The 25,123-nt window shown below is 65.7% G+C and carries 25 protein-coding genes; 6 read left to right on the top strand and 19 right to left on the bottom strand.

Translation table 11 applies throughout. The annotated features are described in order from the left end of the window. Window positions 1-47: 47 nt before the first annotated feature. The 3 genes from HK401_RS06890 to HK401_RS06900 form a co-directional block, all read right to left on the bottom strand. Window positions 48-1,424 (bottom strand): M20 family metallo-hydrolase, encoded by a 1,377-nt coding sequence (locus HK401_RS06890; RefSeq protein WP_181273936.1) that lies wholly within the window; start codon window positions 1,422-1,424, stop codon window positions 48-50. A gap of 101 nt (window positions 1,425-1,525) precedes the next feature. Then, complete coding sequence (locus HK401_RS06895) at window positions 1,526-2,830, bottom strand: MFS transporter (RefSeq protein WP_258234059.1); 1,305 nt, start codon at window positions 2,828-2,830, stop codon at window positions 1,526-1,528. A 160-nt stretch (window positions 2,831-2,990) separates the two neighbouring features. After that, window positions 2,991-3,908 (bottom strand): LysR family transcriptional regulator, encoded by a 918-nt coding sequence (locus HK401_RS06900; RefSeq protein ID WP_181273937.1) that lies wholly within the window; start codon window positions 3,906-3,908, stop codon window positions 2,991-2,993. Between the two features lie 168 nt (window positions 3,909-4,076). Here HK401_RS06900 and lgt point away from each other — a divergent pair, with 168 nt between their 5' ends. Further along, the gene (lgt, locus tag HK401_RS06905) at window positions 4,077-5,009 is read left to right on the top strand and encodes a prolipoprotein diacylglyceryl transferase (RefSeq protein WP_181273938.1); all 933 of its coding nucleotides are present in this window, start codon (window positions 4,077-4,079) and stop codon (window positions 5,007-5,009) included. A gap of 103 nt (window positions 5,010-5,112) precedes the next feature. Then, a complete protein-coding gene (locus HK401_RS06910; protein WP_181273939.1) occupies window positions 5,113-5,655 on the top strand; it encodes an acyl-CoA thioesterase in 543 nt (180 codons plus the stop codon). Window positions 5,656-5,664: 9 nt separating this feature from the next. On the opposite strand, the gene HK401_RS06915 is transcribed toward HK401_RS06910, so the two are convergent. The 3 genes from HK401_RS06915 to HK401_RS06925 all read right to left on the bottom strand — a co-directional run bounded on the left by HK401_RS06915 (window position 5,665) and on the right by HK401_RS06925 (window position 8,144). Then, window positions 5,665-6,858: a pyridoxal phosphate-dependent aminotransferase gene (locus HK401_RS06915; protein ID WP_181273940.1), complete on the bottom strand. Its 1,194-nt coding sequence runs from the start codon at window positions 6,856-6,858 to the stop codon at window positions 5,665-5,667. A 165-nt stretch (window positions 6,859-7,023) separates the two neighbouring features. After that, window positions 7,024-7,581, bottom strand: a complete 558-nt coding sequence (locus HK401_RS06920; protein ID WP_181273941.1) for a hypothetical protein — start codon at window positions 7,579-7,581, stop codon at window positions 7,024-7,026. Window positions 7,582-7,763: 182 nt separating this feature from the next. Then, entirely contained in the window at window positions 7,764-8,144 is a 381-nt protein-coding gene (locus HK401_RS06925) for a cupin domain-containing protein (RefSeq protein ID WP_181273942.1), read from the bottom strand. A gap of 246 nt (window positions 8,145-8,390) precedes the next feature. Here HK401_RS06925 and HK401_RS06930 point away from each other — a divergent pair, with 246 nt between their 5' ends. After that, complete coding sequence (locus HK401_RS06930) at window positions 8,391-9,845, top strand: NAD(P)/FAD-dependent oxidoreductase (RefSeq protein ID WP_181273943.1); 1,455 nt, start codon at window positions 8,391-8,393, stop codon at window positions 9,843-9,845. A 217-nt stretch (window positions 9,846-10,062) separates the two neighbouring features. Then, window positions 10,063-11,232 (top strand): pyridoxal phosphate-dependent aminotransferase, encoded by a 1,170-nt coding sequence (locus HK401_RS06935; RefSeq protein ID WP_181273944.1) that lies wholly within the window; start codon window positions 10,063-10,065, stop codon window positions 11,230-11,232. A gap of 81 nt (window positions 11,233-11,313) precedes the next feature. Here HK401_RS06935 and HK401_RS21020 read toward each other — a convergent pair whose 3' ends face one another. The 6 genes from HK401_RS21020 to HK401_RS06965 all read right to left on the bottom strand — a co-directional run bounded on the left by HK401_RS21020 (window position 11,314) and on the right by HK401_RS06965 (window position 17,955). Then, window positions 11,314-13,083 (bottom strand): ABC transporter ATP-binding protein, encoded by a 1,770-nt coding sequence (locus HK401_RS21020; RefSeq protein ID WP_181273945.1) that lies wholly within the window; start codon window positions 13,081-13,083, stop codon window positions 11,314-11,316. Beyond that, entirely contained in the window at window positions 13,080-15,011 is a 1,932-nt protein-coding gene (locus HK401_RS06945) for an ATP-binding cassette domain-containing protein (RefSeq protein WP_181273946.1), read from the bottom strand. The genes HK401_RS21020 and HK401_RS06945 overlap by 4 nt, the downstream gene beginning before the upstream one ends. Window positions 15,012-15,135: 124 nt before the next feature. After that, window positions 15,136-15,831, bottom strand: coding sequence for a homing endonuclease associated repeat-containing protein (locus HK401_RS06950; protein ID WP_258234060.1), 696 nt, complete (start codon window positions 15,829-15,831; stop codon window positions 15,136-15,138). 10 nt (window positions 15,832-15,841) lie between these two features. After that, entirely contained in the window at window positions 15,842-16,288 is a 447-nt protein-coding gene (locus HK401_RS06955) for a hypothetical protein (RefSeq protein ID WP_181273948.1), read from the bottom strand. 111 nt (window positions 16,289-16,399) lie between these two features. After that, window positions 16,400-17,095: a small multidrug efflux protein gene (locus HK401_RS06960; RefSeq protein ID WP_258234061.1), complete on the bottom strand. Its 696-nt coding sequence runs from the start codon at window positions 17,093-17,095 to the stop codon at window positions 16,400-16,402. A 71-nt stretch (window positions 17,096-17,166) separates the two neighbouring features. Next, window positions 17,167-17,955, bottom strand: coding sequence for a MerR family transcriptional regulator (locus HK401_RS06965; protein WP_181273949.1), 789 nt, complete (start codon window positions 17,953-17,955; stop codon window positions 17,167-17,169). 102 nt (window positions 17,956-18,057) lie between these two features. Here HK401_RS06965 and HK401_RS06970 point away from each other — a divergent pair, with 102 nt between their 5' ends. Beyond that, window positions 18,058-18,780 carry a haloacid dehalogenase type II gene (locus HK401_RS06970; protein ID WP_181273950.1) on the top strand — a complete coding sequence of 241 codons (723 nt, stop codon included), beginning with the start codon at window positions 18,058-18,060 and terminating at the stop codon, window positions 18,778-18,780. Between the two features lie 31 nt (window positions 18,781-18,811). Here the strand turns inward: HK401_RS06970 and HK401_RS06975 are convergent, their stop codons facing one another. From HK401_RS06975 to HK401_RS06985, 3 genes are read right to left on the bottom strand one after another with little or no spacing between them, the layout of a single operon-like run. Continuing rightward, window positions 18,812-19,408, bottom strand: a complete 597-nt coding sequence (locus HK401_RS06975) for an MFS transporter (protein WP_181273951.1) — start codon at window positions 19,406-19,408, stop codon at window positions 18,812-18,814. Next, window positions 19,330-20,124: an MFS transporter gene (locus tag HK401_RS06980; RefSeq protein WP_181273952.1), complete on the bottom strand. Its 795-nt coding sequence runs from the start codon at window positions 20,122-20,124 to the stop codon at window positions 19,330-19,332. The genes HK401_RS06975 and HK401_RS06980 overlap by 79 nt, the downstream gene beginning before the upstream one ends. A 34-nt stretch (window positions 20,125-20,158) precedes the next feature. Then, the gene (locus tag HK401_RS06985; RefSeq protein WP_181273953.1) at window positions 20,159-21,439 is read right to left on the bottom strand and encodes an ArgE/DapE family deacylase; all 1,281 of its coding nucleotides are present in this window, start codon (window positions 21,437-21,439) and stop codon (window positions 20,159-20,161) included. Window positions 21,440-21,675: 236 nt separating this feature from the next. On the opposite strand from HK401_RS06985, the gene HK401_RS06990 reads away from it, so the two are divergent. After that, window positions 21,676-22,140 carry an SRPBCC family protein gene (locus HK401_RS06990; protein WP_181273954.1) on the top strand — a complete coding sequence of 155 codons (465 nt, stop codon included), beginning with the start codon at window positions 21,676-21,678 and terminating at the stop codon, window positions 22,138-22,140. Window positions 22,141-22,207: 67 nt separating this feature from the next. Here HK401_RS06990 and HK401_RS06995 read toward each other — a convergent pair whose 3' ends face one another. The 4 genes from HK401_RS06995 to HK401_RS07010 form a co-directional block, all read right to left on the bottom strand. After that, window positions 22,208-22,507: a biopolymer transporter Tol gene (locus HK401_RS06995; RefSeq protein WP_181273955.1), complete on the bottom strand. Its 300-nt coding sequence runs from the start codon at window positions 22,505-22,507 to the stop codon at window positions 22,208-22,210. Further along, window positions 22,504-22,953, bottom strand: a complete 450-nt coding sequence (locus tag HK401_RS07000; RefSeq protein ID WP_181273956.1) for a VOC family protein — start codon at window positions 22,951-22,953, stop codon at window positions 22,504-22,506. Before HK401_RS07000 ends, HK401_RS06995 begins: the two co-directional genes overlap by 4 nt. 8 nt (window positions 22,954-22,961) lie before the next feature. Further along, entirely contained in the window at window positions 22,962-23,336 is a 375-nt protein-coding gene (locus HK401_RS07005) for a DUF6841 family protein (protein WP_181273957.1), read from the bottom strand. Between the two features lie 353 nt (window positions 23,337-23,689). Further along, window positions 23,690-25,051 carry a CynX/NimT family MFS transporter gene (locus tag HK401_RS07010; RefSeq protein WP_181273958.1) on the bottom strand — a complete coding sequence of 454 codons (1,362 nt, stop codon included), beginning with the start codon at window positions 25,049-25,051 and terminating at the stop codon, window positions 23,690-23,692. Between the last annotated feature and the right edge of the window lie 72 nt (window positions 25,052-25,123).

Genomic DNA, 25,123 nt, shown 5'->3' on the forward strand with positions numbered 1-25,123 from the left:
AGTTCGTTTGTTGGGCACGGGATGAGTGGAGCTGGGGAGCGTGCCATTCATACCGTAACGCTCGACCGCGCCTCGGCGACGGAGCGTCCGACCCAAGTCTCACCGTCGCGGACCTCGCTGAGCTGCCCACGCACGAGTTCACCCGCGACCGAGGTGAGCACGCGGACCCCGCGGAGCATGTCCTCGTCGGTGGTGAACTCGCGTTCGCAGTGGGAAACGCCGTCGACACTGGGGACGAACATCATCACCCCGGGCACACGATGATTCATTGCCACCGAGTCGTGCCCGGCCATCGTCTCGAGGCGGCGGATGGTCAGGCCTTCGTTGGCCACGGCCTTCTCCGCGAGTTCGACTCCCTCGAGCGGGAACGGCTGCTTGTCGCGGATGTCGAAGTCCTCAACGTTGATGGTGATGTCGTGGGCTCGGGCGATCTCCGCGATCTGGGTGCGCAGCGAGTCGCGGGCGGTCTGAACGATGGCCGGGTCTGATGATCTGAGGTCAGCGACCATGTGAACGCGGCGGGGGACGACGATCGGCGAGTTCGGTTCGACGACGTGCTGCCCGACCGAGGAGACGAGCGCTTCGTCGTCGAACTCATCGACCACCTCGGCGACAGCGAGGACGACCTTCGCGGCCGCGACGAGGGCGTCGTGGCGGTCGGCCATGGCCGTGGCTCCGGTGTGGGACTGCTCACCGAGGACGTCGATGTCGAGCTTCTGCGTGTACCAGCTGGACTCGACGACGCCGATGTCGGTGGCCTCGCGTTCGAGGATGCGGCCCTGTTCGATGTGGATCTCGGCATAGGTGATCGCTTCGGGCGGGGTGTCGGTGCCGTCGTAGCCGATGGTCGCGAGTGCTTCGGCGACGGAGGTGCCGTCGAGGTCGGTGACGGCGAGCATTTCGTCGAGGTCGAACAGGCCGGCGTAGACGGAGCTGCCCATGATCGAGGGAGCGAAGCGGCCGCCCTCCTCGTTGAACCAGTTGACGACGGCGAGGTTGAACGTCGGCTGCTGTCCGGATTCATCGAGCTGCTCTTTGACGCGCAGGGCAGCGAAGAGTGCGGCGATGACGCCATACGCCCCGTCGAAGCGCCCGCCGAGCGGCTGGGAATCGAGATGTGAGCCGATGAGAACGTAGGGGGCGGCGCTGGTGTCAGCCGAGCCGGACGGTGAGTCAGGGGCCGGGGATGCCTCGGACGCGTCGGGGACGAGCTGGAGGCAGGCGAACATATTGCCGATTGCATCGACACGAACCTCGAAGCTGTGCGCTTCCGCCCACGCGCGCATCCAGTCGCGCGTCTGCTTGTCCTCGGGCGTGAGCGCCTGTCGGTCGACGCCGTTGTTGTCGGTTGCGCCGATCGTGGCGACGTGGTGGAAGGCGGTGAGGAAGGCGTTGTCGCTCGAGGGGTCTGCCTGGTGGTTCATGATGGTCGCTTTCTCTTGTCTCTGATTCATGGGGTCGGTGTGGGGCGTTTGGATGAGCGGCGCGCGGGTGGACGGGCGCTCTCGAATCCGCGCACCGAGGCTTATCCCAGACGTCCGCGGGTCTCGGGCAATCGGGTGACGAAGATGAGGATGAGGCACACTGCCGCGCAGGTTGCCATATAGAACCCGGGAGCAGTGTTGACCCCGGTGATGTCGACGAGCCAGGTGCCGACGAACGGCGCGGTCCCGCCCAGCACTGCGTATGAGATGTTGTAGCTGATCGCCGCCGAGGTGAACCGGGTCTTCGTCGAGAACCGCTCGCAGAAGAACGTGTAGCAGCCGCCGCCGTAGCAGCACAGCGCGAGGACGAAGATCGTCTGCCCGAGGAAGGCCAGTCCCATGTGTCCGCTGGTGACGAGCCCGAACGCCGGCACCGAGGTGACCGCCAGGAGGATGGATCCGGCGATGAGCATGGGTTTGCGGCCGACTCGGTCGCCGATGGCTCCCGCGACGGGCAGGAAGATCGTATAACTGGCCATGGCGATCGCGTTCGTCAGCAGCGACTGTTCCCGGCTGAGGTCGCCGGTGGTCTGGATGTAGGTGACGAAGTAGGCGGAGAGCATGTAGAAGCCGAGTGCGGTGACTCCGAGGACGAAGAAGACCTGAAGCATGCCGACCCAGTTCTCGCGGAAGGAGTCGCGGATCGGGCTGAATTCCTTCGGACGCTCTTCGGCGGTCTTCTTGAATAGTTCGGACTCGTCGGTGCGCGAGCGGATCCAGAGTCCGACGGCGGAGAGAGGCAAGGCAAGCAGGAAGGGGATCCGCCAGCCCCACGAGTCGAAGGAGGCGTCGGACATCATCGTCGACAGCAGCAGGATGAGGCCGCCGGCGAACACCGACGGCAGTGCGGTCGCGGCGAGGGTGATGTTGATCCAGAGTCCGCGCTTGCCGACCGGGGCGTGCTCATAGACGAATGAGGGTCCGCCGACCGATTCGCCGCCAGCGGAGAATCCCTGGCCGAGGCGGGCGAGGATAAGCAGGATCGGAGCGATCCAGCCGATTGTGGCGAAGCCGGGGAGGACGCCGATGAGCGCGGTACAGCAGCCGACGAGGAAGATCGTGATGGTGAGAGTCTTGCGCCTGCCCACCTTGTCGCCGAGCGCCCCGAAGAACAGTCCTCCGAGGGGACGCATGACGAAGGCGACGCCGAACGTTGCGAAGATGACGAGGAGTCCGGTGATCCGGTCGCCCTCGGGGAAGAAGTACTCGGAGAGAATGACGGCCGAGAGGCCGTACAGCGTGAAGTCGTAGAACTCGACGAACTGGCCGATGCTGCCGCCGACGAGCACCTTCTTCTGCATGCTCGTCGCGGTGGTTCGCTGCTCGGTTGGGGCTGTGGTGGACATCCGAGATCTCCTCAGGTCGCGGGATGATTTCCCCCATCCTTGCGACCCACGCCACATTAGTCCAACAGATACTGTTGAACTTCGCCATAGATGGAATTGATGAGACTGGCTCGCCCCGCACACCCACAGGTGCAGATCAGCTCTCACCCAGAGGAGCGGCTCACCCCTCAGGCCCGAGGATCTCCCGAGTCAGCTCACAGAACGCCTGGGCCCGACGACTCAGCCGGAGCTCGGTCGGCCAGACGAGAGCGAGGTCGATGCTGGGGAAATCATCGAGCAGCGGCACATCGACGGTCTTGGAACCGATATACGTCCCTGACGACACACTCTGACTGAGCAGGGAGTACCCGAGTCCCATCGCCACAAACGAGCGCACAGTCTCGTATCCGGAGAACCGATGTCGCACCTTCGGAGTGACGCCGGCGATGCGGAAGAGCTCGTCGTAGTACTGTCGGCTGAAGGGCAGATCGAGCTGGATGTAGTCCTCCTCGGCGAGCTCCGCCAATCGGATCGGGCGCGGACTTTCCCCACCCCCGCCGAGGCGGTGGCTGAGCGAGACGAGTGCGTGCGGTCGCACGACATCGATGAGGTAGGTGTCGAACCGGTCGGTCAGACCCAAGGTGTAGGTCAGCGCGATATCACAGTGTCCCGCAACGAGCGCCTGCTGAAGTTCGTGGAGATCCGCCTCGAGGTAGTTGACCCGAACGTCTGGGTAGCGCTTCTCGAATTCGTCGTGGATGAGCGGCAGGCGGGTGGGCGCGATCGGCGAGAAGACCCCGACGGTGAGATCACCGCTGAGATGACGGGAGAGGCCCAAGGCGGTCTCGCCGAGGTTGTCCGAGGCTTCGAGGAAGGGCGTGACTTCTGAGAGGAATCGCTTTCCGGCAGGCGAGAGAACGACCGAGCGGTTCCGCTGCCGGATGAAGAGGTCAAGCCCCAACGTGCGTTCGAGCTGCGCCATCGCTGTCGAGATCGCGGATTGGGTGACGTTGAGGTGCCTGGCCGCCTCGGTCATATGCTCCCGCCGCGCGACCTCCTGGAAGTAGCGCAGCTGCACGAGGGTGAAATCGAGTCCCATGGCCCCCCATCTTCCCACTGTCACCGGTCAGGGTCAGTGACCTCGCGCAGCCGACCCAGCGAGAGTCCGCAGTTCCAACCGCAGCTGAGATCGCTGCCTGCTCCCCACCGACCGCCCGCCCAATGACCGCATAGGGGATTGCCAGCCAGGTGCAAATAGACTGGCCCCATGCCTGCAGTCCTCACGAGCTCGCCCCTGACTCCCAGCGCCACAGCGATTCCGCACGACATCTCGGCGGCGATCCCGAGCCCGAGCGTCTCGAGCTTCCAACTCGGCCCGCTGACGATCCACTTCTATGCGCTGTGCATCCTCGTGGGCATCATCATCGCGATCGTGCTGACCAACCGCCGCCTCACCGCCCGCGGCGTCGAGGACTGGCAGGTGCTCGACATCGCGACCCTGGCCGTGCCGATGGCCATCGTCTTCGCCCGCATCTACCACGTGATCACGCACTATACGGACTACTTCGGACCCGGCCGCAACCCGTGGAACATCTTCGAACCCGGGTCGGTGTGGGCGATCTGGGAGGGCGGAATCGCGATCTTCGGCTCCCTCATCGGCGGCACCCTCGGCGCCTGGATCATGTGCCGGCGGCGTGGCCTCAAACTCACCACGCTGCTCGACGCACTGGCCCCGGGCCTCATCCTCGCCCAGGCCTGCGGACGCTTCGGCAACTGGTTCAACCAGGAGCTCTTCGGGCTGCCGACCACCCTGCCCTGGGGCCTCGAGATCGACCCCGGCAACTCGGCGATCCCCCTGGGCACTCCCCCGGGAACACTATTCCACCCGACGTTCCTCTACGAGGTCATCTGGAACAGCCTCGGCGCCCTGGTCCTGCTCTACCTCAGCCGCAAGATCTTCTTCCAGTGGGGACGCCTCTTCGCGGTCTATCTCATGTGGTACGGCGCCGGCCGCATCGTGTGGGAGTCGATCCGCATCGACCCGAGCTTCGTCATCTTCGGCCTGCGCACGAACGTCTGGGGTGCGATCGGCGCGGTGGCACTGGGCGTGATCATCATGGCCGTCCAATACAAGCGCCACCCCGAACCCGAGGAATCACCGTTCATCCCCGGCCGCGAACCGCAGCCGGCCGACGACTGAGTCGATCCCTCGCCGAGGTGGCCCACCCCTGACGTGCGCACGTGGCCTCACCGCGTCGTCGGCATGATTCACAGACAACTTACCATCAAGTAACATAGGGCTCATGCACTTTACGCGTATGATTCTGCAGCTGCTGAGATCCCGCCGTCGCCCGACGCAGGACATCTGGGACACCTACTCACTTCCCTTGCGGGTCCGGCCTTCAGAGATCGACATCTTCATGCACGTCAACAACGGCAAATACTTCGAGATCATGGATCTGGGGCGACTCGACGTGCTCGTGCGCAGCGGAGTCTGGACCACCCTCCGCGAAAAGGGTTGGACCGGCGTCATCAGCGCTGAGACCATCAGCTTCCGCAAGTCACTCAAACTCGGTCAGCGCTACAGTCTCGACACCCGGATCATCGGAGTCGATGAACGCGCTGTCTACTTCGAGCACCGCATCGTCGTCGATGGAGAGATCTACGCTCGTGCATTCGTGGCCACGCGGCTGCTCTCTGAGACTGGCACCGTGTCTAAGGAGGAGGCCATCGGCGCCTTCGGACCGCCGCCGGCCGATGTGGAACTGCCCGAGTGGATCCACGATTGGCGCCTGAACAACGCCCTGCCGAGTACGAGACGTCCGGCCGCACACACGTGGGCATGATCGGACAGTTCAGGCCTCGATCCACTCCTTGAGCCGGCCGAGGCCTTTGGTGATCGCGGCTTCGTCGATGCCCGAATAGGCCAGCCGGATGTAGGACCGGTCCTCGCCCGGTTGCGGTGATCCGAAGTGTTCGCGGGTGCAGAACGACACTCCGGTGGCGTGCAGGGCTTCGGTGGAGAAGTCGGCCAGGGTCGCGATTCCCTTCGTCGCCATCGCCTCGGTGACGTCGGGAAAGACGTAGAACGTCGAGCCCGGGGTCGCCACGCTCATGCCGGGGATCTCGTTGATCAGGCGGCAGGTGGCGTCGCGACGTTTGCGCAGCACCTCGAGCATCTGCCCCACCTTGGTCTGTGGTCCGCGCAGGGCAGCGATGCCCGCCCACTGCACGTAATGGTTCGTGCAGGACTCGTCGTTGGTGTTCATCGTTGAGATCGCTTCGGCGACCTCAATGGGTGCGACTGCGCAGCCGAGCCTGGAGCCGGTCATCGCGTACTTCTTCGAGAATGTATAGAGGATGACTGTGCGTTCGCGCATCCCCGGCAGGGCGGCGATCGACTGGGACTTCCCTTTGTAGCGCATCTCGAAGTACGCCTCGTCGGAGAGCACCCACAGGTCGAACTCCTGCGCGATTGCGGCGATCGCCTCACGCTCGCCAGGCGTGGATTCGGCCGAGATCGGGTTCTGCAGGTCGTTGTAGATGATCGCTGTGGTGTCCTCGTCGATCGAGGCCCGCAGGTGATCGAGGTCGATGGCGAAGCCGTCGGCGGTCGGCACATACCGGTAGGGCAGGGCCGTTCCACCCAGGTAATCGATCTGGGATTCGTAGATCGGGAACCCGGGATTCGGGTAGAGCACGCCCTCGCCGGGATTCATCACCGCTTGGAGGAATTTGGTGATCACGGGCTTGCCGCCGGTGGTCACGACCACCTCGGCGGGGTCGATCGTCATTCCACGGCGGGACCCGATGTCATCGGCGAGCGCTTCCCGGAGTTCGGGGATTCCGGGACCGGGGCAGTACCCGGTCTTGCCGTCGCGGATGGCCTGCTCCATCGCCTCGACGATGTGCCCGGCCAGGGGGAAATTGAGATCGCCGAGGTGGAACGGGAAGATCTCGTTTCCCCGGGCCTTCCAGTCGGCAGCGGCCTGGGCGACGCGGAACGCGGTCTCGGTGCCGAGGTTGTCCAAGCGGCGAGCGGTCTTCATGAACGGCTCCTTCGTCGAAGGTCGGGGGTGCGGAGGGGATGACTGTGCTCCGGTTCACACACGATAGTCCAGGTGGGAGCCGATTGTCAGCGGTGTCCGGATCCGACGTCACCGACGCGGGAAGCCTCTCGATCGATCGCACACACGGATCGGTCTGCCCGCCCTTCACCCCGCAGGAAGAGCAGAGCGTCCCGCGAGCAGGCACCACAGACCGATAGCGAGGAACACAGGTGCGCCGAGCAGTCCGCACCAGAAGCTCGGCGCAGCGAGTTCGCGTGGCAGCACGAACGCGAGCACCGCGACGATCGTCAGTGCCAGCGCCGCCACGTGGAGGACGGGCTGGCCGAAGACACCGGCGAGCGCGGAGAAGTGGATGCCGACGATCGCAAGGATGAGCGGGGCGATGATCTCTGTCTGACCTGCGCGGATGGCGAAGAAGCTCGCGACCGCGCCGATGACGACCTCGGCCCAGAAGACGATGACGTAGAGCGTGAAGGCGGTCGTGCCGGTGGTGAAGGCACTCGATTCCGACCAGTGCCCGATGGCCGAGAGGATGCTCGGCACCGACACCGCGAGTCCGGTGACGGCGAGTGCCCCGAGAATGATGCGGAAGATCAGCGCCTTCGGCGGTGCCTCCTGCGCCCACCCCGCCCAGATGAAGGCCGCCAGGCCGAAGATCGCGCCGATCATCACGAGGTCGCGCGGGTGAGCCAGGTCGATCATCGTTGATCCCTTCGTCTCGGCGGGCTATGTCTTCACCTTACCCAGCGCCGAGGCAGCCGTCCCCTGCGGTTTTCCCGATTCCCGGGCGTACCTCGCCGGGCTTCGCACCCGTTTTCGCACGGAAGACAGCAATGCGCGGGCCCCGTCGAACAGGCAGCACCCGGGCCACGAGCGGAACCCGCTCAACCCTCGCTCGGGGCGATGAAGAGCTTGCGCAGGGGCGCCTCGGTGATGGTCCAGCGGGTCTTCTCACCGTCACTCAGTCGGACCAATGCCCCGGGGGCCATGTCGATGTCGGGCCGTGTCGATTCCTCGAACTCGATGCGCCCGGTGCCGCTGACGACGAGGAAGACCTCATCGCCTTCGACGTCGCGCATCGACCCGACGCTCATCTCCCACAGCCCGTAGTCCGCTCCCCCGATCGAACCGAGTTCCGCGAAGGCCGTGGTGACGTCGGCGCCGGCGAGGTCGTTCGCCGCAGCTGAGCCGACCCGCTGCCACGCCTCGATGGGCTCGTGGTGGAGGGGGAATTCGTGGGTGTTGATCGGCTCTATTGCGCTCATGCGATCAGTGTAAGCAGGTCCCGACGGCCCGAGCCAGTACGACCCATGGAATCAGAACGCCAATGCACCGATTCCATATGGCAATACGCTTCCCGACAACCATTTACTTCGCCGGGAGCGTGAGATAGACATGATTCCGTACGCTCCGACTTCGCTGACCGGCAGCACGCGTTACCGCTGACCGACACCACCCGGCACCGGCGAACCCGAAACCACGAGCGGCCACCTACGACCAGGAGAAGATCCGTGTCCTACCTCAACGGCGAGGCCTCCCACTGGCTGACCCAGTCACCGCCCGCACCTGACTCCCCGTCACCGCTGCCCAACGAGAAGCAGGACCTCATCATCGTCGGCGGCGGGCTCACCGGCCTGTGGTCGGCCTACTACGCGCGGCAGGCCCACCCGGACTGGGCGATCACGATCATCGAAGCCACACACATCGGCTTCGGCGCCTCGGGACGCAACGGCGGCTGGCTGTCGACCCTGTTGCCCGGCAACCGAGTGAAGTACGCCGAGGCGGTCGACCGTGCCCGTGCAACCGATCCGACCGGACCGGTCGGGTCCGCCGGGCTCGACGGGATCGCCAGCGTGCGTGCGTTCCAGTCCGCGCTCTTCGACTCGATCGACGACGTCCTCGCCGTCTGCGAGACCGAAGGCATCGACGCCCACCAGGTCCGCGGCGGCCACATCGACATCGCCCAGTCCGAGGCCGGGATGTCTCGCCTGCGCGATCTCCAAGCCGGTAACGAGAAGTTCGGCTACGGGCCCGAGGACATGCAGTTCCTTGATGGCGAGGCCACGCGTGCCCGCATCGATGTCGCCGGAGCCCTCGGCAGCCTCTACTTCCCCGCCACCGCCGCCATCGATCCGGCGCTGCTCACCCGCGGTCTCGCCCGATTCCTGCGAGAACAGGGAGTGACGATCTGCGAGGACACGGCGGCCGGGCACATCGGCAAGGGTGCTGTCTCGACGACCCGCGGACAGGTCTCGGGGAACACTATTTTCGTCTGTCTCGAAGGCTATTCCGGCACTGTCACGGGCGACCTCCCCGGACTGCAGGGACGCCAGGTCATTCCGGTGTTCTCCTCCATGATCGCGACCGAACCGTTGCCCGCAGACGTATGGGAAGACATCGGCTGGGAGGGCCACGAGTGCCTCGGCGACACCGCGCACACGTTCATCTACGCCCAGCGCACCGCCGATGATCGGATCGCCATCGGCGGGCGCGGAGCACCCTATGCGTTTGGCTCGGGTCTGCCCGGTGACGGTGAGGTCCCCGCCGAGGTGGTCGACCTCCTGGCAGGACGCCTGTCCTCACTCTTCCCCGACCTCGACTTCGACATCGCGCACGCTTGGCGGGGTGCACTCGGGGTGACCAGGGACTGGTGCGCAGGCATCTTCTTCGACCCCGAGCAGCGGATCGGTGTGGCCCGCGGGTATGCCGGGCACGGCGTGACGGCGACGCACCTGGCGGCGAGGACACTCCTCGATCGCGCGTCCGGCCAGGCGACTCCGCTGACGGCACTGCCGTGGAACGACCACTTCTCGGGTCAGTGGGAGCCCGAACCGGTCCGGTGGCTGGGCATCCGCTCGATGTACAGGATCTTCGGCATCGCCGACACCTGGGAGCGGGCCACCGGGGCGAAGCGGACTAGTCTGCTCGCTCGCTTCGGCTCGCACCTCGCCGGTCTCGCGGAGTGACGGGCGGAGCGCGGCTATGCCGAAGTGGGTACGTTCCATCATCAGCACCAAGCACCCTCACCGCCGCACTCTTCCGCGCCAGCTTGGTGAAACTGCACCAGCTTGGTGCATGGACCAAGCTGGTGCAGTTTCACCAAGCCGAAGAGCGCACCCCCGCCCCGGTCTCGCGTCGTGACCGACTCATCCCGCGCCCGAACGACAGGAGGACACTGACACCATGACGAACACGCACCCTCGCATCTCCCCCATGGCCGCCACCTACCCGGCCTCGAGCATCCGCAAGATGTTCAACCTCGCGCTCGATTTCCCCGACGCCGTGAAGCTCACTGTCGGCGAACCCGATTTCAACACCCCGGAGCACATCAAGGCCGCCGGAATTCGCGGAATCGAGCACGACAACACGCGTTACGTCGCCAATGCAGGCATCCCCGAACTGCGCGCGGCCATCGCCCGCAAGTACTCCGGCCGGTGGAATCGCGGCGTCGGACCTGAGAACGTCATGGTCTCCTTCGGCGCGATGGAGGCCCTGACCTTCGCCCTCGACGTCACCGTCTCCCCCGGCGACGAGGTCATCATCCCCGATCCCAGCTTCCCGAACTACATGGGCCAGGTCCACCGCCTCGGCGGGAGTCCGGTGTCCGTTCCCGTCACGGAAGACAACGACTTCAAACTCCGGGCCGAGGATGTTCGGGCAGCGATCACCGACCGCACTGCCGCGGTGCTCATCAACAGTCCGTCGAATCCGCTCGGCTCGGTCATGGATCAGGCCGACCTCGAACAGATCGCCGACCTCGCTGAGGAGCACGGGTTCACCGTCATCTCCGACGAGGTCTATGACGAGATGGTCTTCGACGACGCCGTCTTCACCTCCATCGCCGAGGTGCGCCCTGACTTCGACCGCTACCTCGCGATCGGCAGCTTCTCGAAGACCTATGCCATGACCGGCTGGCGCTGTGGGTTCGTCATCGGCTCCGAGGACTTCATCGCCCCAATGGCGCTCCTCCAGGAGGGCCTGACTTCGAGCCTGCCGGGCTTCGTCCAGGAGGCTGCGGTGGCCGCGATCGACGGACCGCAGGACGTCGTCGCGTCGATGGTCGCCTCGTACGCCGAGCGCCGGGAGCTCATGGTCGAGCGCATCAATCCCATCGACGGACTGAGCCTGCTACGGCCGGCCGCGACCTTCTACGCCTGGGTCAATGTCAAGGACTGGGGACTGAACTCCTGGGACCTGGCGACCCAGCTGCTCGAGAAGCACAACCTCGCGACGATCCCCGGTTCGGCCTTCGGCCCCGCCGGTGAAGGGTATCTGCGACTGACGTTCGCCGTCTCCCCCGAGACGATCAACACCGCCTGCGACCGGCTGGAGGCCTTCGCCGCCGACCGCTGACGTCAGGGTTCGGGCAGCGCGCCGAGGTGGTGATTCGCCGAGGTGGTCGGGGCCGTGACGGCGCCCGTGCTGAGGTTGTGATCAGCGGCCCGGCGTGTTCCTGGCCTCGACGCGAGCGAAGGGGCCGTCCGCTCCCCGCAGCACGCCCGCCGGTCCGTGTTCGACGATGCGACCGGAGTCCATGACGACCACCTCGGTGTCATCGGGCAGCAGATCGGCTCGGTGGGTGATCTCGATGACGGTGAGTTCGGGACGACTCTCGGCCAGACGCCGCCGGACGGTGCTCGCGGTGGTCGCATCGAGCTGGCTGAGCGCCTCGTCGAGGACGAGCACCTCCGGCTCGGCGACGAGCGCACGGGCGATCGCCAGCCGCTGCAGCTGACCTCCCGAGACCGTGAGTCCACGCCCCTGCATCCGCGTCGCCAGCCCCTCCGGCAGACCAGTCGCCCAATCGTCGAGCGCGACGATCGACAGCGCTTCGCCGATGAGGTCATCACTGGCCTCCGGTGCGGCCAGGCGCAGGTTGTCGGCCAGGCTGCCCGACAGCAGCGTCGGGTGCTGAGTGACGAAGGCGATGCGCCGACGCAGCGCATCGAGCGGCAGGTCCGTGATGTCGACCTCGCCGAGGCGGACCGCCCCGGATTCGGGATCGCGACCGCGGACGAGCAGCGACGCGAGCGTCGACTTCCCCGATCCGGACACCCCGACCACGGCGCTCCATGTCTTCTCCCGGAACCGGGCGGCCACCTCGACGAGGGCGGGCGTCTCACGTCCGGGGTAGTGCAGGGTCACGGCATCGACGGAGATGCCGGTCGGACCTTCCGGCGGCTGGGCAGTCCCGGTGTCGGGGACCGCGGGGGCGGAGTCGATGATCTCCCACACGCGTGCGGCCGCGGCGAGGGCCGAGTCGAGGCCGGTGGAGAAGTTCTCGATGCCGCGCACCGGCAACCAGAGTCCGGCGAAAACGGCGAGCGCGGTGGCCGTCGCCAGCGCACCATCCGAAGCAGCGCCGCCACCACCGGCGAGACTGCCACCACCCGCAAGCTCCCCACCGGCCGTTCCAACCACGACGACGGCAACGAGCCCGATGAGCTGGAGTGCGACGAGCAACGCTGACCGCCCCGCCTGGATCCGGGCAACCGAGGTCCGGTTCGCACTCAGCGCTCGGCCGTCGTCGTCGAGCTTCTCGAGCCTGCGAGACTGTGCGCCGAAGGTGAGGACCTCGCGGATGCCGTGGACGTCGTCGCCGATGTGCCCGGCGAGCTCACCGCGCGCCTCCGCCACATCGGCCGAGGCCCGCCACGTCGACCGGCTGGTGAGCACGGGGGCTGCGAGCATGAGGATGACGATGACGGCGAGGGTGAGTGCGAGCGTCCCGTCGACGGCGAGGCCCACCCACGCCAGCGCGACCGCGGGTACGACGACGGCGCTGACGGCGGGCGGGAAGGTGTGGGCGAAGAAGACCTCGATCCGGTCGATGTCACCGGAGGCGCGTTCGGTGAGCTCGGCACCGGCCCGGCCGGTGGTCGCGGCCGGCGCCTGCGGCACGAGGCGGGTGAAGAAGAGCTCCCGCAGTCGTTGCAGCGCGGTGAAGGCGACACGATGCCCAAGGTAGTGCTCGAGATAGCGCAGACCCGCCTTGACCAGGGCGATGACGATGAGTGTGGTGATGAGTCCGCCGAGGTTGGGCTCCCCACCCTGTGCGACACCGACGATCGCAGTGGCGGCGATGACGAGGAGCGCGATGCCGAGCAGCTGGTTGAGGATGCGGCAGATCGTCGAGGCGATGAGCGAGGGGTAGAGGTTGCCGGCGGCGTCGAGGAGGCGCGCGGCGAGGCGAACGCGGGTCACTGGGATTCTCCTCGAACGAGTGCACTGCTTGAGGACTGCGCATCGCTGGAAGTCTCTGCTCCATTGGAGGAGTTTGCCCGGAGTTCGGAGAGGTCGATGACCCTGTCCGCGGCGAGGATGGCCTCGGGGCGGTGGGCGATCATGATGACGGTACGCTCGGCGCCGAGGCGGCCCAGCGCCTCGAGGATCGCAGCCTCTCCGGCGAGGTCGACCTGCGAGGTGGGTTCGTCGAAGAGAAGGATCGGGGCATCCCGCAGCCAGGCGCGGGCGATCGCCAACCTCTGTGCCTGCCCGCCGGAGAGCAGCCGTCCGTGATCGCCGACCTCGGTGGCCAACCCATCGGGCATCGCTTCGACGTCGGTGCGCAGTCCTGCGAAGTCAAGGGCCTCCCACAGCAGGGAGTCGTCGGCTGCGTGGTCGTCGGCAGGGAGGGCGAGGCGGAGGTTGTCGGCGATCGTGCCCATGAACAGGAAGGTCCGCTGCTCGACGACGCCGAGGTGGGAACGCACAGCTGCCTCGGTGGGGAGGTGTTCGCACGGTTCCCGTTCGGCAGGATCGTGGGTGTCGACCTGGCTGGCCGCCTCGGTGAGGGTGTCGGCGCTGCCGGAGCCGCTGCTGGTCGGGATTCCGTCGACGATGACCTGCCCCGTCTGCGGTGTCAGGTGGGCCTGGATGAGTGCCGAGAGGGTGGATTTGCCGACCCCGCTCGGCCCAACGATCGCGACGCGTTCTCCTCGTTCGATGCGCAGATCGAGGTTGACGAACACCGGTTCGGCACCCGGCCAGCCGGCCGTGACCGAGCGCAGTTCCAGCGCTGGCGGACGCGGTTCGGTGCTGTGGTCGGCATCGGTCCCAGCGGGGTCGCGGTGGTTGCCGTCGCTGAGGTGGTCCGTCGCAGTCTCACCGCTCGGTGCCGTGGTGGCCGGCACCTCGGTGCTCGCACTGTGGTCGCCGAGGTGGCCGCTGATCCGCTGCTGGGCGGCCCGGCCGGAGACGCCGATGTAGAAGAACTGGCCGACGATGTCGACGGGCCCGATGACCAGCGTCGTCATCAGCAGGATGGTCATCCCTTCGCCGAGGCTGAGCGACCCGTCGCTCACCCGCGCGACCGTCAGCGCAGCTGCCGCGACGATGACAGTCAGGGAGAACGCGGCGTCGACGACGAGGATGAGGAGCTGATTGCCGGCGAGGAGACGCATGAGGTTGCGCCGGTGAGCTTCACCTCGGCGGGCGAGATCATCACCGATGCGCCGGCCGACCCGGGCATAGACGATGTCTTCGAGAGCTGTGATGGCATCGAGGAAACTGCTGGTCAGCTGGCCGCGGGAGCGTCGGTAGGCGGCACCGACGGGTCGGATGAGCCGTCGGAAGCCGCCGATGAATACGGGCACGAGGAGGACGAGGAGGGCGACCCAGCCGGCGACCTCGGCGCTCGTGGTCAGTGCCATGATGCCCAGGACGAGCAGCGGGGTCGTCAGCGCACCGACGATGGGGCCGAGGAATCCGGCGCGGTAGTGTGCGGTGCGGTCGACGGCATCGGTGGCCAGGGAGATGAGGCTGCTCGAGCGCCGGTTGGTGGCCACAGCACCGAGGTCGAAGACCCGGCTGATGACGAGGGAGCGCAGCCGACGTTCGGTCGTCGATGAGGCCCAGTCGGAGAAGACGACCCCGCCCCAAGCGCAGGCCACGGCGACGGCGATGAGCAGGACGAGACTGATACTCGTCGCTGGAGTCAGTGGCCTGCCGTCGAGGAGGGCGCCGACGCGGACGAAGACGAGGGCGGTTGCGGCGGCCGAGGCCCACGCGATGACGACGGATGTCCAGAGCATCCAGCGCGGCGTCGCGTCCTTGATATCCGGGTGGAGTGGAGCCTTCTCACCCGAATGCGGGTGGGCCGAACCCTGCTGCGGATGCCCGGGCGCGCTCATCTGCCTGCCTTTCGCGGAGTCACCGTGATCTCAATGTGCGGCTCTGAGCAGAGCCCACGTCCTGTTGAGAATCATTCTCTCACGCAAGGTTGTTCCGCGGCCCTTCGGGCGAGCAGCCGACTCTTCACCCGACGGCGGCGAGGGCGGCGTTCCAGCTGCCGTAGAACTTCCGCACCGCCGCAGCTGATGGCACTTCGCCTTTATGCTCGGCGGCGTAGTCGGTGTAGGACTTGTAGGTGGTTGCCAGCCCGCGGGATTCGCAGTCGGCGAGGAACTCGCCGATCGCTTTGTCGTAGGCGGCCGCGTCGAAGCGCAGCTGCCCCTTGGCGCGTCCGATCTTGTTCGTGGCCAGGCCAGCAGATTTGAGTGCCTCGTTCCAGGACCCGAATCGCTGCACCGCGGTCTGGCTGGTCGGCGGCCACACGGTCGCGCCCTTGACCGATGCCGCGCCGAGTCCGCCGAGCACCGTCTTGCGCAAGACGTCATAGCGGCTGGCAGTGAGGCTCGGGATCTCCGCACGGCCACGGACGTACGCGATGGCGGCGGCCACCTCGGCGAGGGTGGAGGTCACGGCCGACGCGGAGCCGGTGGTCTGCGCGGAACCCACGGGCTCGCCAGCGCTGTCGGAACCTTCGGATTGAGCTGCCAGGGCGAGCTCCACCTCGGCGAGGATGTCCCGGTCGGCCGGGCTGAGCTGGGCGGGATCGGCACTCGCGGGGGTGCCCGGGACGTCGGCGGAATCGAGGCTGCGCGCGGTGATGAACAGCAGCGCGCCGAGCACGGCCGGCGACGACGTGTGGGCTTTCCCGGAATCAGACATCCCCTCCATACTACGATCTCAGTCGTCGGCGCGCTCCCACGATGGGGCGGCCGCGGGCCTGCCGCACCACCCTGACATCGACCCACACGCTCAGAGCGAGAACGACACCGGCGAGGATTCCGGCGATGGTCATGGCCGCCAGGGCCGAGTCGAGGATGAGCAGATACCCGCCGCCGAGGATGAGCAGCGAGGCTCCCGCGGAGACGAATGGCCCGGTCAGCGACCCGGCGGCGTCGCTGCCGTCGATGATCACGTCGATGACCGATGTGAGGACGAACCAGGCGGCGAAGATCCCGAGCGTCGCCAGCAGCGCGTCGGCGAGGTCGAGTCGCATCGGCAGACGGATCACCCAGCCGATGATGGTTGCGGAGAACGGGAGGACGACCGGCAGGCCCAAGGCCACGAGCACGAATGCCGAGAATGTCAGCGGGCGACGGTGTCGGTGGGCGATGGTCATGGGTCTTCCTCTCTCATGTGGTGCTGGGTCGAGTGGTGCGGGATCGGGTGGTGCGGATGCGCGAGGTGCGTCGAGCGCCCGAAGCGCTGGTGGGTACGGGCCCCGACAACCTCAGCCGGCGAACAGGGTGAGCGCGCCGGTGGCGATGAGTGTGGTCAGGGTCGTCCAGGCGATGATGGCGATGCCCTGCCAGAGCAGAATCCACGAGGTCTTCACGCCAGCACCGACGAGGATCGTCGAGGTGATCTGGGTGGGGATCGCCAGCGGCCCGAGCAGGCTCGCTCCGGGAACGCCGAACCGGGTGAGGAAGCGCTTGAACTTGATCCGGCCCTTCGATTCGGGCTTGCCCTCCTCGCCGAGGTTGCCCTCGGCAACCATGTCACCTGCGGTCCCATCGGCAGGCAGAGCTTCGACAGCGGTCCCAGCGCCGGCGACACCACCGGTACCGTCGGCGGCAGCCTCGTCGCCGACACCGGCACCGACGGCCGCGAGCTTACGCTTCTCGGCCTTGCGAGTGACGACGGCACGGCGGGCTCGGGCGCCGAGGAGCACGATGACGCTCACGCAGACGAAGTTGCCGATGGCGCCGGCGATTCCCGCGACGATCGGGTTCATGCCCGCCCAGACGCCGATGATCGAGGAGATCTCCCCTTCGATGAAGGGAACGGCTCCGGCGGCGGCGATGATGAAGGGCTGGAGAAGGTCCGGAACGTGGGCGGCGAGCCCCTGGAAGAAATCGATGACGGGGTTCATGGTGTCCTCCTGAACGGTGATCGTCGGATCCGGTCCGGTTGAGCCGGATCTCATGGTCGATGTGTTCAGTACAGACTGTGTTCTCGGAACAGGGTCAAGCCCTCAGCCGCGAACTCAGGAAACCCTCAGTCTTCCTCCTCTTCGCGGATCATCTGCTGGATGTGGGCGTTGAATCGCTCGCGGTCGGCCTCGGGGATGTCAAGGGTCGGGAACACTGCGATGAAGGCGCGTTGGATGACGTCGATCTGCGCCTTGTTGTAGACCTCGCTGATCGTGCCGATGATGGCGGACTGCCCCATCTTCACGTCGCCTTTCATCCGTGTCGCCGGTGCAAGCATCCAGGGTTTGGCTTCGAGTTGGCGCTTCATGGTCGGGGCGATCTGTGCGGCCAGGCGCGCACGAGTTTCCTCGTCGGCATCCTCGGGGAGTTCGTCGACCTCCTGGTCATACGGGGTGGTGTCATCCATGATCGACCGCATCTCCGCCATCACCGATTCGTCGTAGAGGCTCGAGTAGACGTTCATCAGGCTGCGATCGGCGTGCGACAGCCGTGCGGCGATGTCGATGAATCCCGATGCCGTATCGATCGGTGCCCCGTGTTCGAGGAGTTGGGTCACCTCGGTCCGTGCTTTCTCCAGCACGGCGATCTGCTCGCCGAGGTCGCGTTCGAGCTGTTTGAGTGCCAGCTGCTGCTGTTCGTGGTCATCATCGACCGAGCCGATGTCGGCCAACGGAATCCCGAGTTCGCGCATCCGCCGAAGCTGGTGGAGTCGGAGCAGGTGGGAGGCTCCGTACTGTTTGTAGCCGTTGCTCATCCGCTCGGGCTCGGTGAGCAGCCCGAGCTTGTGATAGTGACGGATCGTGTTGACCGTCGTGCCGGTCAGGCGCGCCAGTTCGCTCGTGCTCCACCCCACGGTCGGTCCCCCTCGTCGGTGCCGTGTCGTTGCCGGATGTGTGTCAGTCTATGCGGTGGTGCTGACATGGACGCCCTCGCAGCCTCGGGCTACCGTGGAACCATGAGCGCACGATTCGACGGGGTCGAGGCCCTGGTCTTCGATATGTTCGGCACGGTCGTCGACTGGAGGAACAGTGTCGCCGCCGAGGTGGCCGTGCACTTACGCGATCATGTTCCCGGTCTCGATGCGCATGAGTTCGCCGATCGCTGGCGGGCGGAGTATCAGCCGTCGATGGAGCGGGTGCGCAGCGGCGGACGCGAGTTCGTCCGGCTCGATGTGCTCCATCGGGAGAACCTCGAGACCGTGCTCGCCGAGATGGGGGTCGATCCCGCATCGATCCCGACCGAGGTGCTCGATGAGGCGAATCTCGCCTGGCATCGGCTCGATCCGTGGCCGGATGCGGTCTCCGGGCTGACCCGCTTGAAGGAGCGGTTCATCATCGCGCCGCTGTCGAATGCGAATATCCGCTTGGCGCTCGACGTCGCCAAACGTGCGGGGCTTCCGTGGGATGCGATCCTCGGCGCCGAGGTGGCTGGTGCCTACAAACCCGAACCCGCCGCGTACCTGCGCACCGCCGAGGTCCTCGGACTCGAGCCCAACCAAGTAGGCATGGTCGCCGCACACAACAGTGATCTCTCCGCCGCTGCCGAACTCGGGCTGCGCACCGCGTTCGTCCGTCGACCCGCTGAATATGGGCCGGGGCAGACGACCGACCTCACGGCAGAGGGCGACTGGGACATCGTCGCGGAGGACTTCGAGGATCTGGCTGACCAGATCGGGTGACGCATCGAACGGGTGCTGGGTCGGTGTCCCTTCAGGATGTCAGCGAGTCGTTATGGGCAGCTCGGCCGGCGAGGATGCCGCCCAGTGCGGTGATGATCATGCTCAGCGCCAGCAGAACTGCGGTGGCCCAGATCGTTCCACCGAACACGGTCACCGACGCCAAGGCGACCGAAGGCGCGAAGCCGCCGATGGCTCCCGAGACGTTGTAGGAGACAGCAACAGCGGTGTAGCGAGACCGATCGGGGAACATGTCCGCCATCATCGAACCCAGCGCCCCGTATGGCAGGCCGAGCAGCCCGATGCCGACACCGATGCCGATGATCACCAACGGCGGTGAGGCCGTGCCGACCAGAGCCATCAGCGGGAAGGCAAGGACCACAGAGAGCAGCGCCGTCATTCCTACGGCTTTCCAAGGAGTGAACCGATCCCCGAGCTGACCGCCGAAGAAGATGGCGATGCCCTCGAGGACGGCGCCGAGCATCGTTCCCGTCAGCAGTATGCCGGCGGCCAGATGGAGTGTCTCGGTGCCGAAGTTGACGATGAAAGTCGTCAGCAGATAGAACGGCGCGCTTCCGACGAGGCTGGCGCACACGCCGATGAGCACGCGACGCCAACTGGTTCGGAGCACATGGAAAAGGGGACCTTGACCGTTCTGTCCTCCTGAACGATCTTCCGAAACTGGGGTGTTTCGTCGACCTTGAAGCGGATGTAGAGCGCAATGGCCATGAGGAGGAACGACAGGAGGAACGGAACGCGCCAGCCCCATGCGATGAATTGGTCATGGGGAAGCAATGTCACCACAGCGACGATTCCGCTCGAGCCCAGATTGCCGATCGGTGACCCGTACTGTGGCATCGCGCCGTAGAACGCACGCTTCTCGGGTGGGGCGTGCTCGACGACCATCAGCACGGCACCGCCCCACTCACCGCCGACGGACATTCCCTCGATGATGCGCAGCACGACGAGCAGAATGGGAGCCCACACCCCGATCGTGTTGTATGTCGGCAGCAGACCGATGGCGCCCGAGCTGATGCCCATGACGAGGACTGTGGCGATGAGTGTGTTCCGGCGTCCGATCCTGTCGCCGAGATGGCCGAAGACGAGCGACCCCACAGGACGGGCCAAGAAGCCGATGGCGAATGACAGGAACGCCACGATAGTGCCCACAGCGGGATCGAAGGTGGGAAAGAAGAGCTCATTGAAGGCCAGAGCGGCAATGAGGCCGTAGATGAAATAGTCGTACCACTCGATGGCGGTGCCGATGAGGGAACCTGCCGAGACACGCCGCAGCTGCGCCGAGTCGATATGCGTTGATCGGGAGCTATCAGCTTCTTCTGCAGTCATGCGACGTCTTCCTCGCCTGGTCCCCTCGGCAGTTCTATTTCAACGGCTCCAACCCACACCACTCGGCGATGAAGAGCGCGATGGTCTTCGTGATGTTGCGGACGGACACGATGTGCACCCTCTCGTCGAAGGCATGGATGTCGAGGGATCGGGGACCGTAGGTCAGAGTCGGCATCGATCCGTAGTTCGTGTACACCCGACCGTCGAGGTAGCCCGGAGTGGTGAACGACTGCAGGGGCTGGCCGAACACATCCTGGTGGGCCGACCCGAGGACGGCCTCAGCTTCTCCGCCTTCTTCGAGCCGATATCCTGCGGCGAAGAAGCCGGTTCGCTCCAGGTGTGGCAGGCGACTGTCCTGACCGCGCCGGGCGATGCTCGCGTGCCGGACGTGCTCCTGGATCTCTTCCCACGCCTGTTCCGGGTCGATCCCCGGATAGATGGCGGCACGCACGGAGATCTCACACCATGACGGGACGCTGGAGGGCCAGTTTCCACCTGAGATCTCTCCGACGTTGAAGTTGATGGGATGATCGACATCCTCGAAGCCCGGGTACCGGTCCTTCTGACCATTCCAATCCGCCTCGAGTGTGCGCAGGTCGGCGATCACGTCATTTGTCGCGTCGAAGGCGTTGAAGCCCTTGCTCATCTCCCGGACATGACTCGGTTTCCCTTCGACACGAACGGTGAACCAGATGACTCCGACGTTGGTTCGAACCAGAGCATTCTCTTCTGGTTCCGGGATGAGCACAGCGTCGCCGGTGTAGCCGCGCAGAAGTGCCGAAAGCGCTCCATTGCCGGTGCTCTCCTCTTCCACCACGGATTGGAGATGGATCGGGGCTGTAGGAGAGAATCCGGCAGCGGTGATCGCGTCGAAGGCGAAGAGGTTGGCAGCGAGCCCGGCTTTCATGTCCCCGGCGCCACGTCCGTACAACCAGCCGTCCTCGACTCGTGGCTCGAAGGGCGGTGTAGTCCAATTCTCCACGGGGCCGGTCGGAACGACATCCACATGACCTTGCAGGATCAGGGATCGGCCTTGCGAGACGGCCGGCCGATAGCTGCCTACGATGTTGAAGTTTTCGTCGTAGGGCACGGTCATCGGTCCGAAGCCCACGTGATCCTCGATGTTCTCTTCGTCGATGCGCCAGCGGTCGATCTCCAGTCCTCTGGCGGAGAATTCCTGCTCCATGCGGTCCTGGATCGCCGCCTCACTGCCGCGGACAGAAGGACAGCGGATGAGATCTTCGGTGAACTCAAGCTGACGATCGAACGCGTTGTCGACGGCGTCGGTGATGGCCTGGGCGACTTCTCGATTCATGCTGTGCTCTTCCCAGTTCTCGGGTTGATGGTTGACGGTTCGGGCCCCGGAGACGCGGATGGCACGTACCTCTGTCGGCTATTCTGCATTCCTCAACGAGGATCCGGAAGAGTGACCGCATTTGCTGTGATTGATTGCGCACCCCCTCCCGTCACTTGGATCGAGCGTATAGCGTGGCCGACAGGGACGGGTAGACCGACCCGTACTCCAGCCACCATCTGACGAAAGGTACAAGCATGAGCGAGACGAGCATCAGCGCTTCCCGCACGATCGATGCCCCCGTAGAGGACATCTTCCACGTCCTCTCCAATCCAGAGCGTCATGCCGAGATCGACGGCTCGGGAATGGTCCAGTCGGATGACAAGACCGATCGCATCACCGAGACCGGCCAAATATTCACGATGAACATGAACTGGGACAAGATGGGCGGCGACTACAAGACCGACAACCACGTCATCGGCTATGAGGAGAACAAGCTTCTCGCCTGGAAGACGGCACCAGCCGGTGAGGAGCCCCCGGGTTGGGAATGGGTCTGGGAACTCACGTCCCACAGCCATGACTCGACCGAGGTCTCCGTGACCTATGACTGGAGCGCGGTCACCGACAAGGAGGTGCTCAAGCAGGTCGACTTCCCGGCCGTCAGCGAAGAGGACCTCGAGTCATCCCTCGGCAACCTTGCAGCAGCGGTGTCCGGGATCTGACGGCCCGCAGCAGCCCGTACACCCGGGCTGCTCACGCCTGACAGCACCCTGACGGCCCTGATCGAGCTCACCGCAGTTCGTTCAGGGCCGTCTCCGCGCGTTGCCGGCGGTCCTCGAGCGACATGTCCCACCAATACTCACCGCGTTCGCCGAGGCCGTGCTTCGCGGCATCCACCCTCCGTCTCGCCTCCGCGAGCTCATTTCCATCGCCCCGCCTCTTCGCCTGCTTGACGGCGTTCCTCGCAGCGCCGAGGTGGCTTTTGAGTTCCTCGATCACGCTCGGTTCCAGTGCTGGGTCGGTTCGTCGCCACCGGCGTCCTTTGACGATCAGCCAACGCTCGTCATCATTGTCGCTGTTCTCGCTCATGCGACGAATATGCAGAACGGATGGCCGGAGGGATCGGCGAAGACGTAGAGTGGCTCGTCTTCGTCGTCGGTGCGGTCGAAGAGCAGTTCGGCTCCCAAGTCTTCGGCTCGCTGCCGCTGTCGGTCGAGTGCGGCTCTGTCCGCTACGGTGAGATCGAGATGCATCTGCATGGGAACGGTCGTCTTCGGCCAGGTGGTCGGCTCAAGATGCGCGACGAGTTGAAACGCCAGCTTCCGATTCCCGCGGGCATCGGTGAGCACGAGCCAGTCGGGCTCGGCCTCACCGTCCTTCCCATCCTGCCCGCTGCCCGTGACCGATCTGTCCTCGGGTGCGGGTTCGTCCCCGGGCCGGTAGATGTAGCCGAGCAGATGACGGTAGAACTCCGCCAGTCGTCTCGGGTCGGTCGTGTCGATGACGGTGTGCAGCAGCTCGGGATGATCGCCCATGGCTCGCCCTAACCTTCGTCGAGCGTCAGCGGCGTGAGCACGGCGATCTTCCAGCCGTCATCGATCTGCACGAGCTGATACATGTTCCGCTCGTCTGGAGCACCACCGCGGTACCTCCAGGTGACATCGGCCCAGATGCTGTGCCCGATCGATGCCACCACGGCAACGTCGGCATCGATCTCCGTCACTCCCTCGTACTGCCCGAAGGCCTGCGCGAAGAACTGCTCGGTCTGACCCGCATCGGTGACGAGGATCCGCTGTCCCGGGAACTCGATGAGCGCCGGCACCGCATAGTGATCGGCGATCGCCGTGGCATCCCGATCGAGCAGTGCGCGGGTGTAGGCGTCGAAGAACTGTGTGTGAACCTCTTTGTTCTCATCCATACCCACGAGGATAGCGAGCCCCGCGGACACAGCGTGTCCTGATCGGGCTATCGGGCAGAATTACTCAGCCGACGTCGGGCAGAGTCGCTCAGCCGAATCAGGTTCTGGCAGGAGACCTCAACCGGCAAAGCGCCCTGCGTGACCTCAGTCACGACCAGCCAGGAGTGGGGATTACCCCACGGTCCCATCGGAAACCGGCGAGTAACGTCGAAGGCGTTGCCCATCGTCGATTCGAAGGAAAGGACGTCCATGTCTCTAGGTGTCATTCCTGTCATTCTCATCATCGTCGGCCACGATGTCATCGGCCGAGATCGTTGAGGTGATGAACACCCTCGGAACACCGCCGGCCAGCATCACTCCGCGCGAATATGCACCGGCCGACTGGCGAAGACACCAGCGACGAGCTGAACAACAAGGAGCACGCCGAGGACGATCATCGGCACCGTCCAGGTGCCCGTCGCCGCGTGGATCGCTCCGACGCCCACCGGTCCCAGCCCGGCCAGCAGGTAGCCGATGCCCTGCGACATCGTCGACAGGTGCCCCGTGCGGTGGGCCGTCGGGGATCGCCAGACGATGAACGTCAGCGACAGACTGATCGCCGCCCCCTGCCCGAGACCGAGCAGAGTCATCCACACGATCGCACCCCCGGCAGGCAGCACAGCCAGCCCGAGATAGGCGGCTCCGATGAGCGCCGCCGAGATCACCACGGGCAGCCACCTCGGCCGCATCCTCGCCGCCACAGCCGGGGTGACGAGTGAGGCGAGAATACCGGGGAACGCGGAATACGCGAGCATGCCGCCGGCGAGACCGCCCCCCATCCCTGCATCCTGAAGAATGGTCGGCACCCACGTCAGCGCCGTGTAATAGCTGACCGACTGCAGCCCCATCAGACCGGTCACGGCGAGCGCGGTCGGGTCGGTCAGGATGGATCGGAACGACGGTTCACCACGGTCCGACGGCGCATCCGCGACACCCGCACCGGTCTTCATCCGACCCGGCCGGCGACGCAGCTGAGGGATCCATACGACGAGTGCGAGCAGCGCGGGAATCACCCACACCGCCAACGCGGGCCGCCAGCTTCCGCCCATCACCGTCAGCAGCGGAGCAGTCAGCCCCGAGGCGATGGCCGCCCCGACGAACAGCGCCGCCGAGTACAAGCCCATCATCAGCCCCGACCGGTGGACGAAGTCCTGCTTGATCGCCGCGGGCATGACGACGTTGCCCACGGCGATGGCGACTCCGACGAGGACGGTGCCGGCGAACAGGGCGAGCAGACTCGGATGCAGCCGCAGCAGGATCCCGGCCGCAAGGACGGCCATCGTCAGCCCGAGAAGACGGTGCATGCCGAAGCGCCTGGTCAGGCCCGGGGTGAGGAACGCGAAGGCACCGAAGGCGAAGACGGGGATCGTCGTGAGCAGGCTCGCCGAGGTGGCCGACAGACCCAGCGACACCCGGATGTCGCCGAGAACGGGTCCGATCGAGGCGACCCCGATGCGCAGATTGAGACCGAGGAGGATGAGTCCGATCCCGAGGATGAGCAGGGCCCATTTCCCGCGCGGCCGCTCGGTGGGCTCTCCCACCTCGGCGGGAGTCGGAGGCTCACCGCCGGGGACGGGATAGTCCTCGAGAGGAGCGTGGAGGGAGTGGTGGGAGGACACCACCTCGGCGCTGGCTGCGGCTTGTTCCGTGGGGAAATCTGGGCGCGACGATGTCATGGAATCCTTCGCTGATCGGTGGGTGGTATCGCGGGACGGAGACCCGAGTAAGAGGGCGCTCGCGGCGCGGCA

The sequence above is a fragment of the Brevibacterium oceani genome (assembly GCF_013623835.1).
Taxonomy (GTDB): Bacteria; Actinomycetota; Actinomycetes; order Actinomycetales; family Brevibacteriaceae; genus Brevibacterium; species Brevibacterium oceani.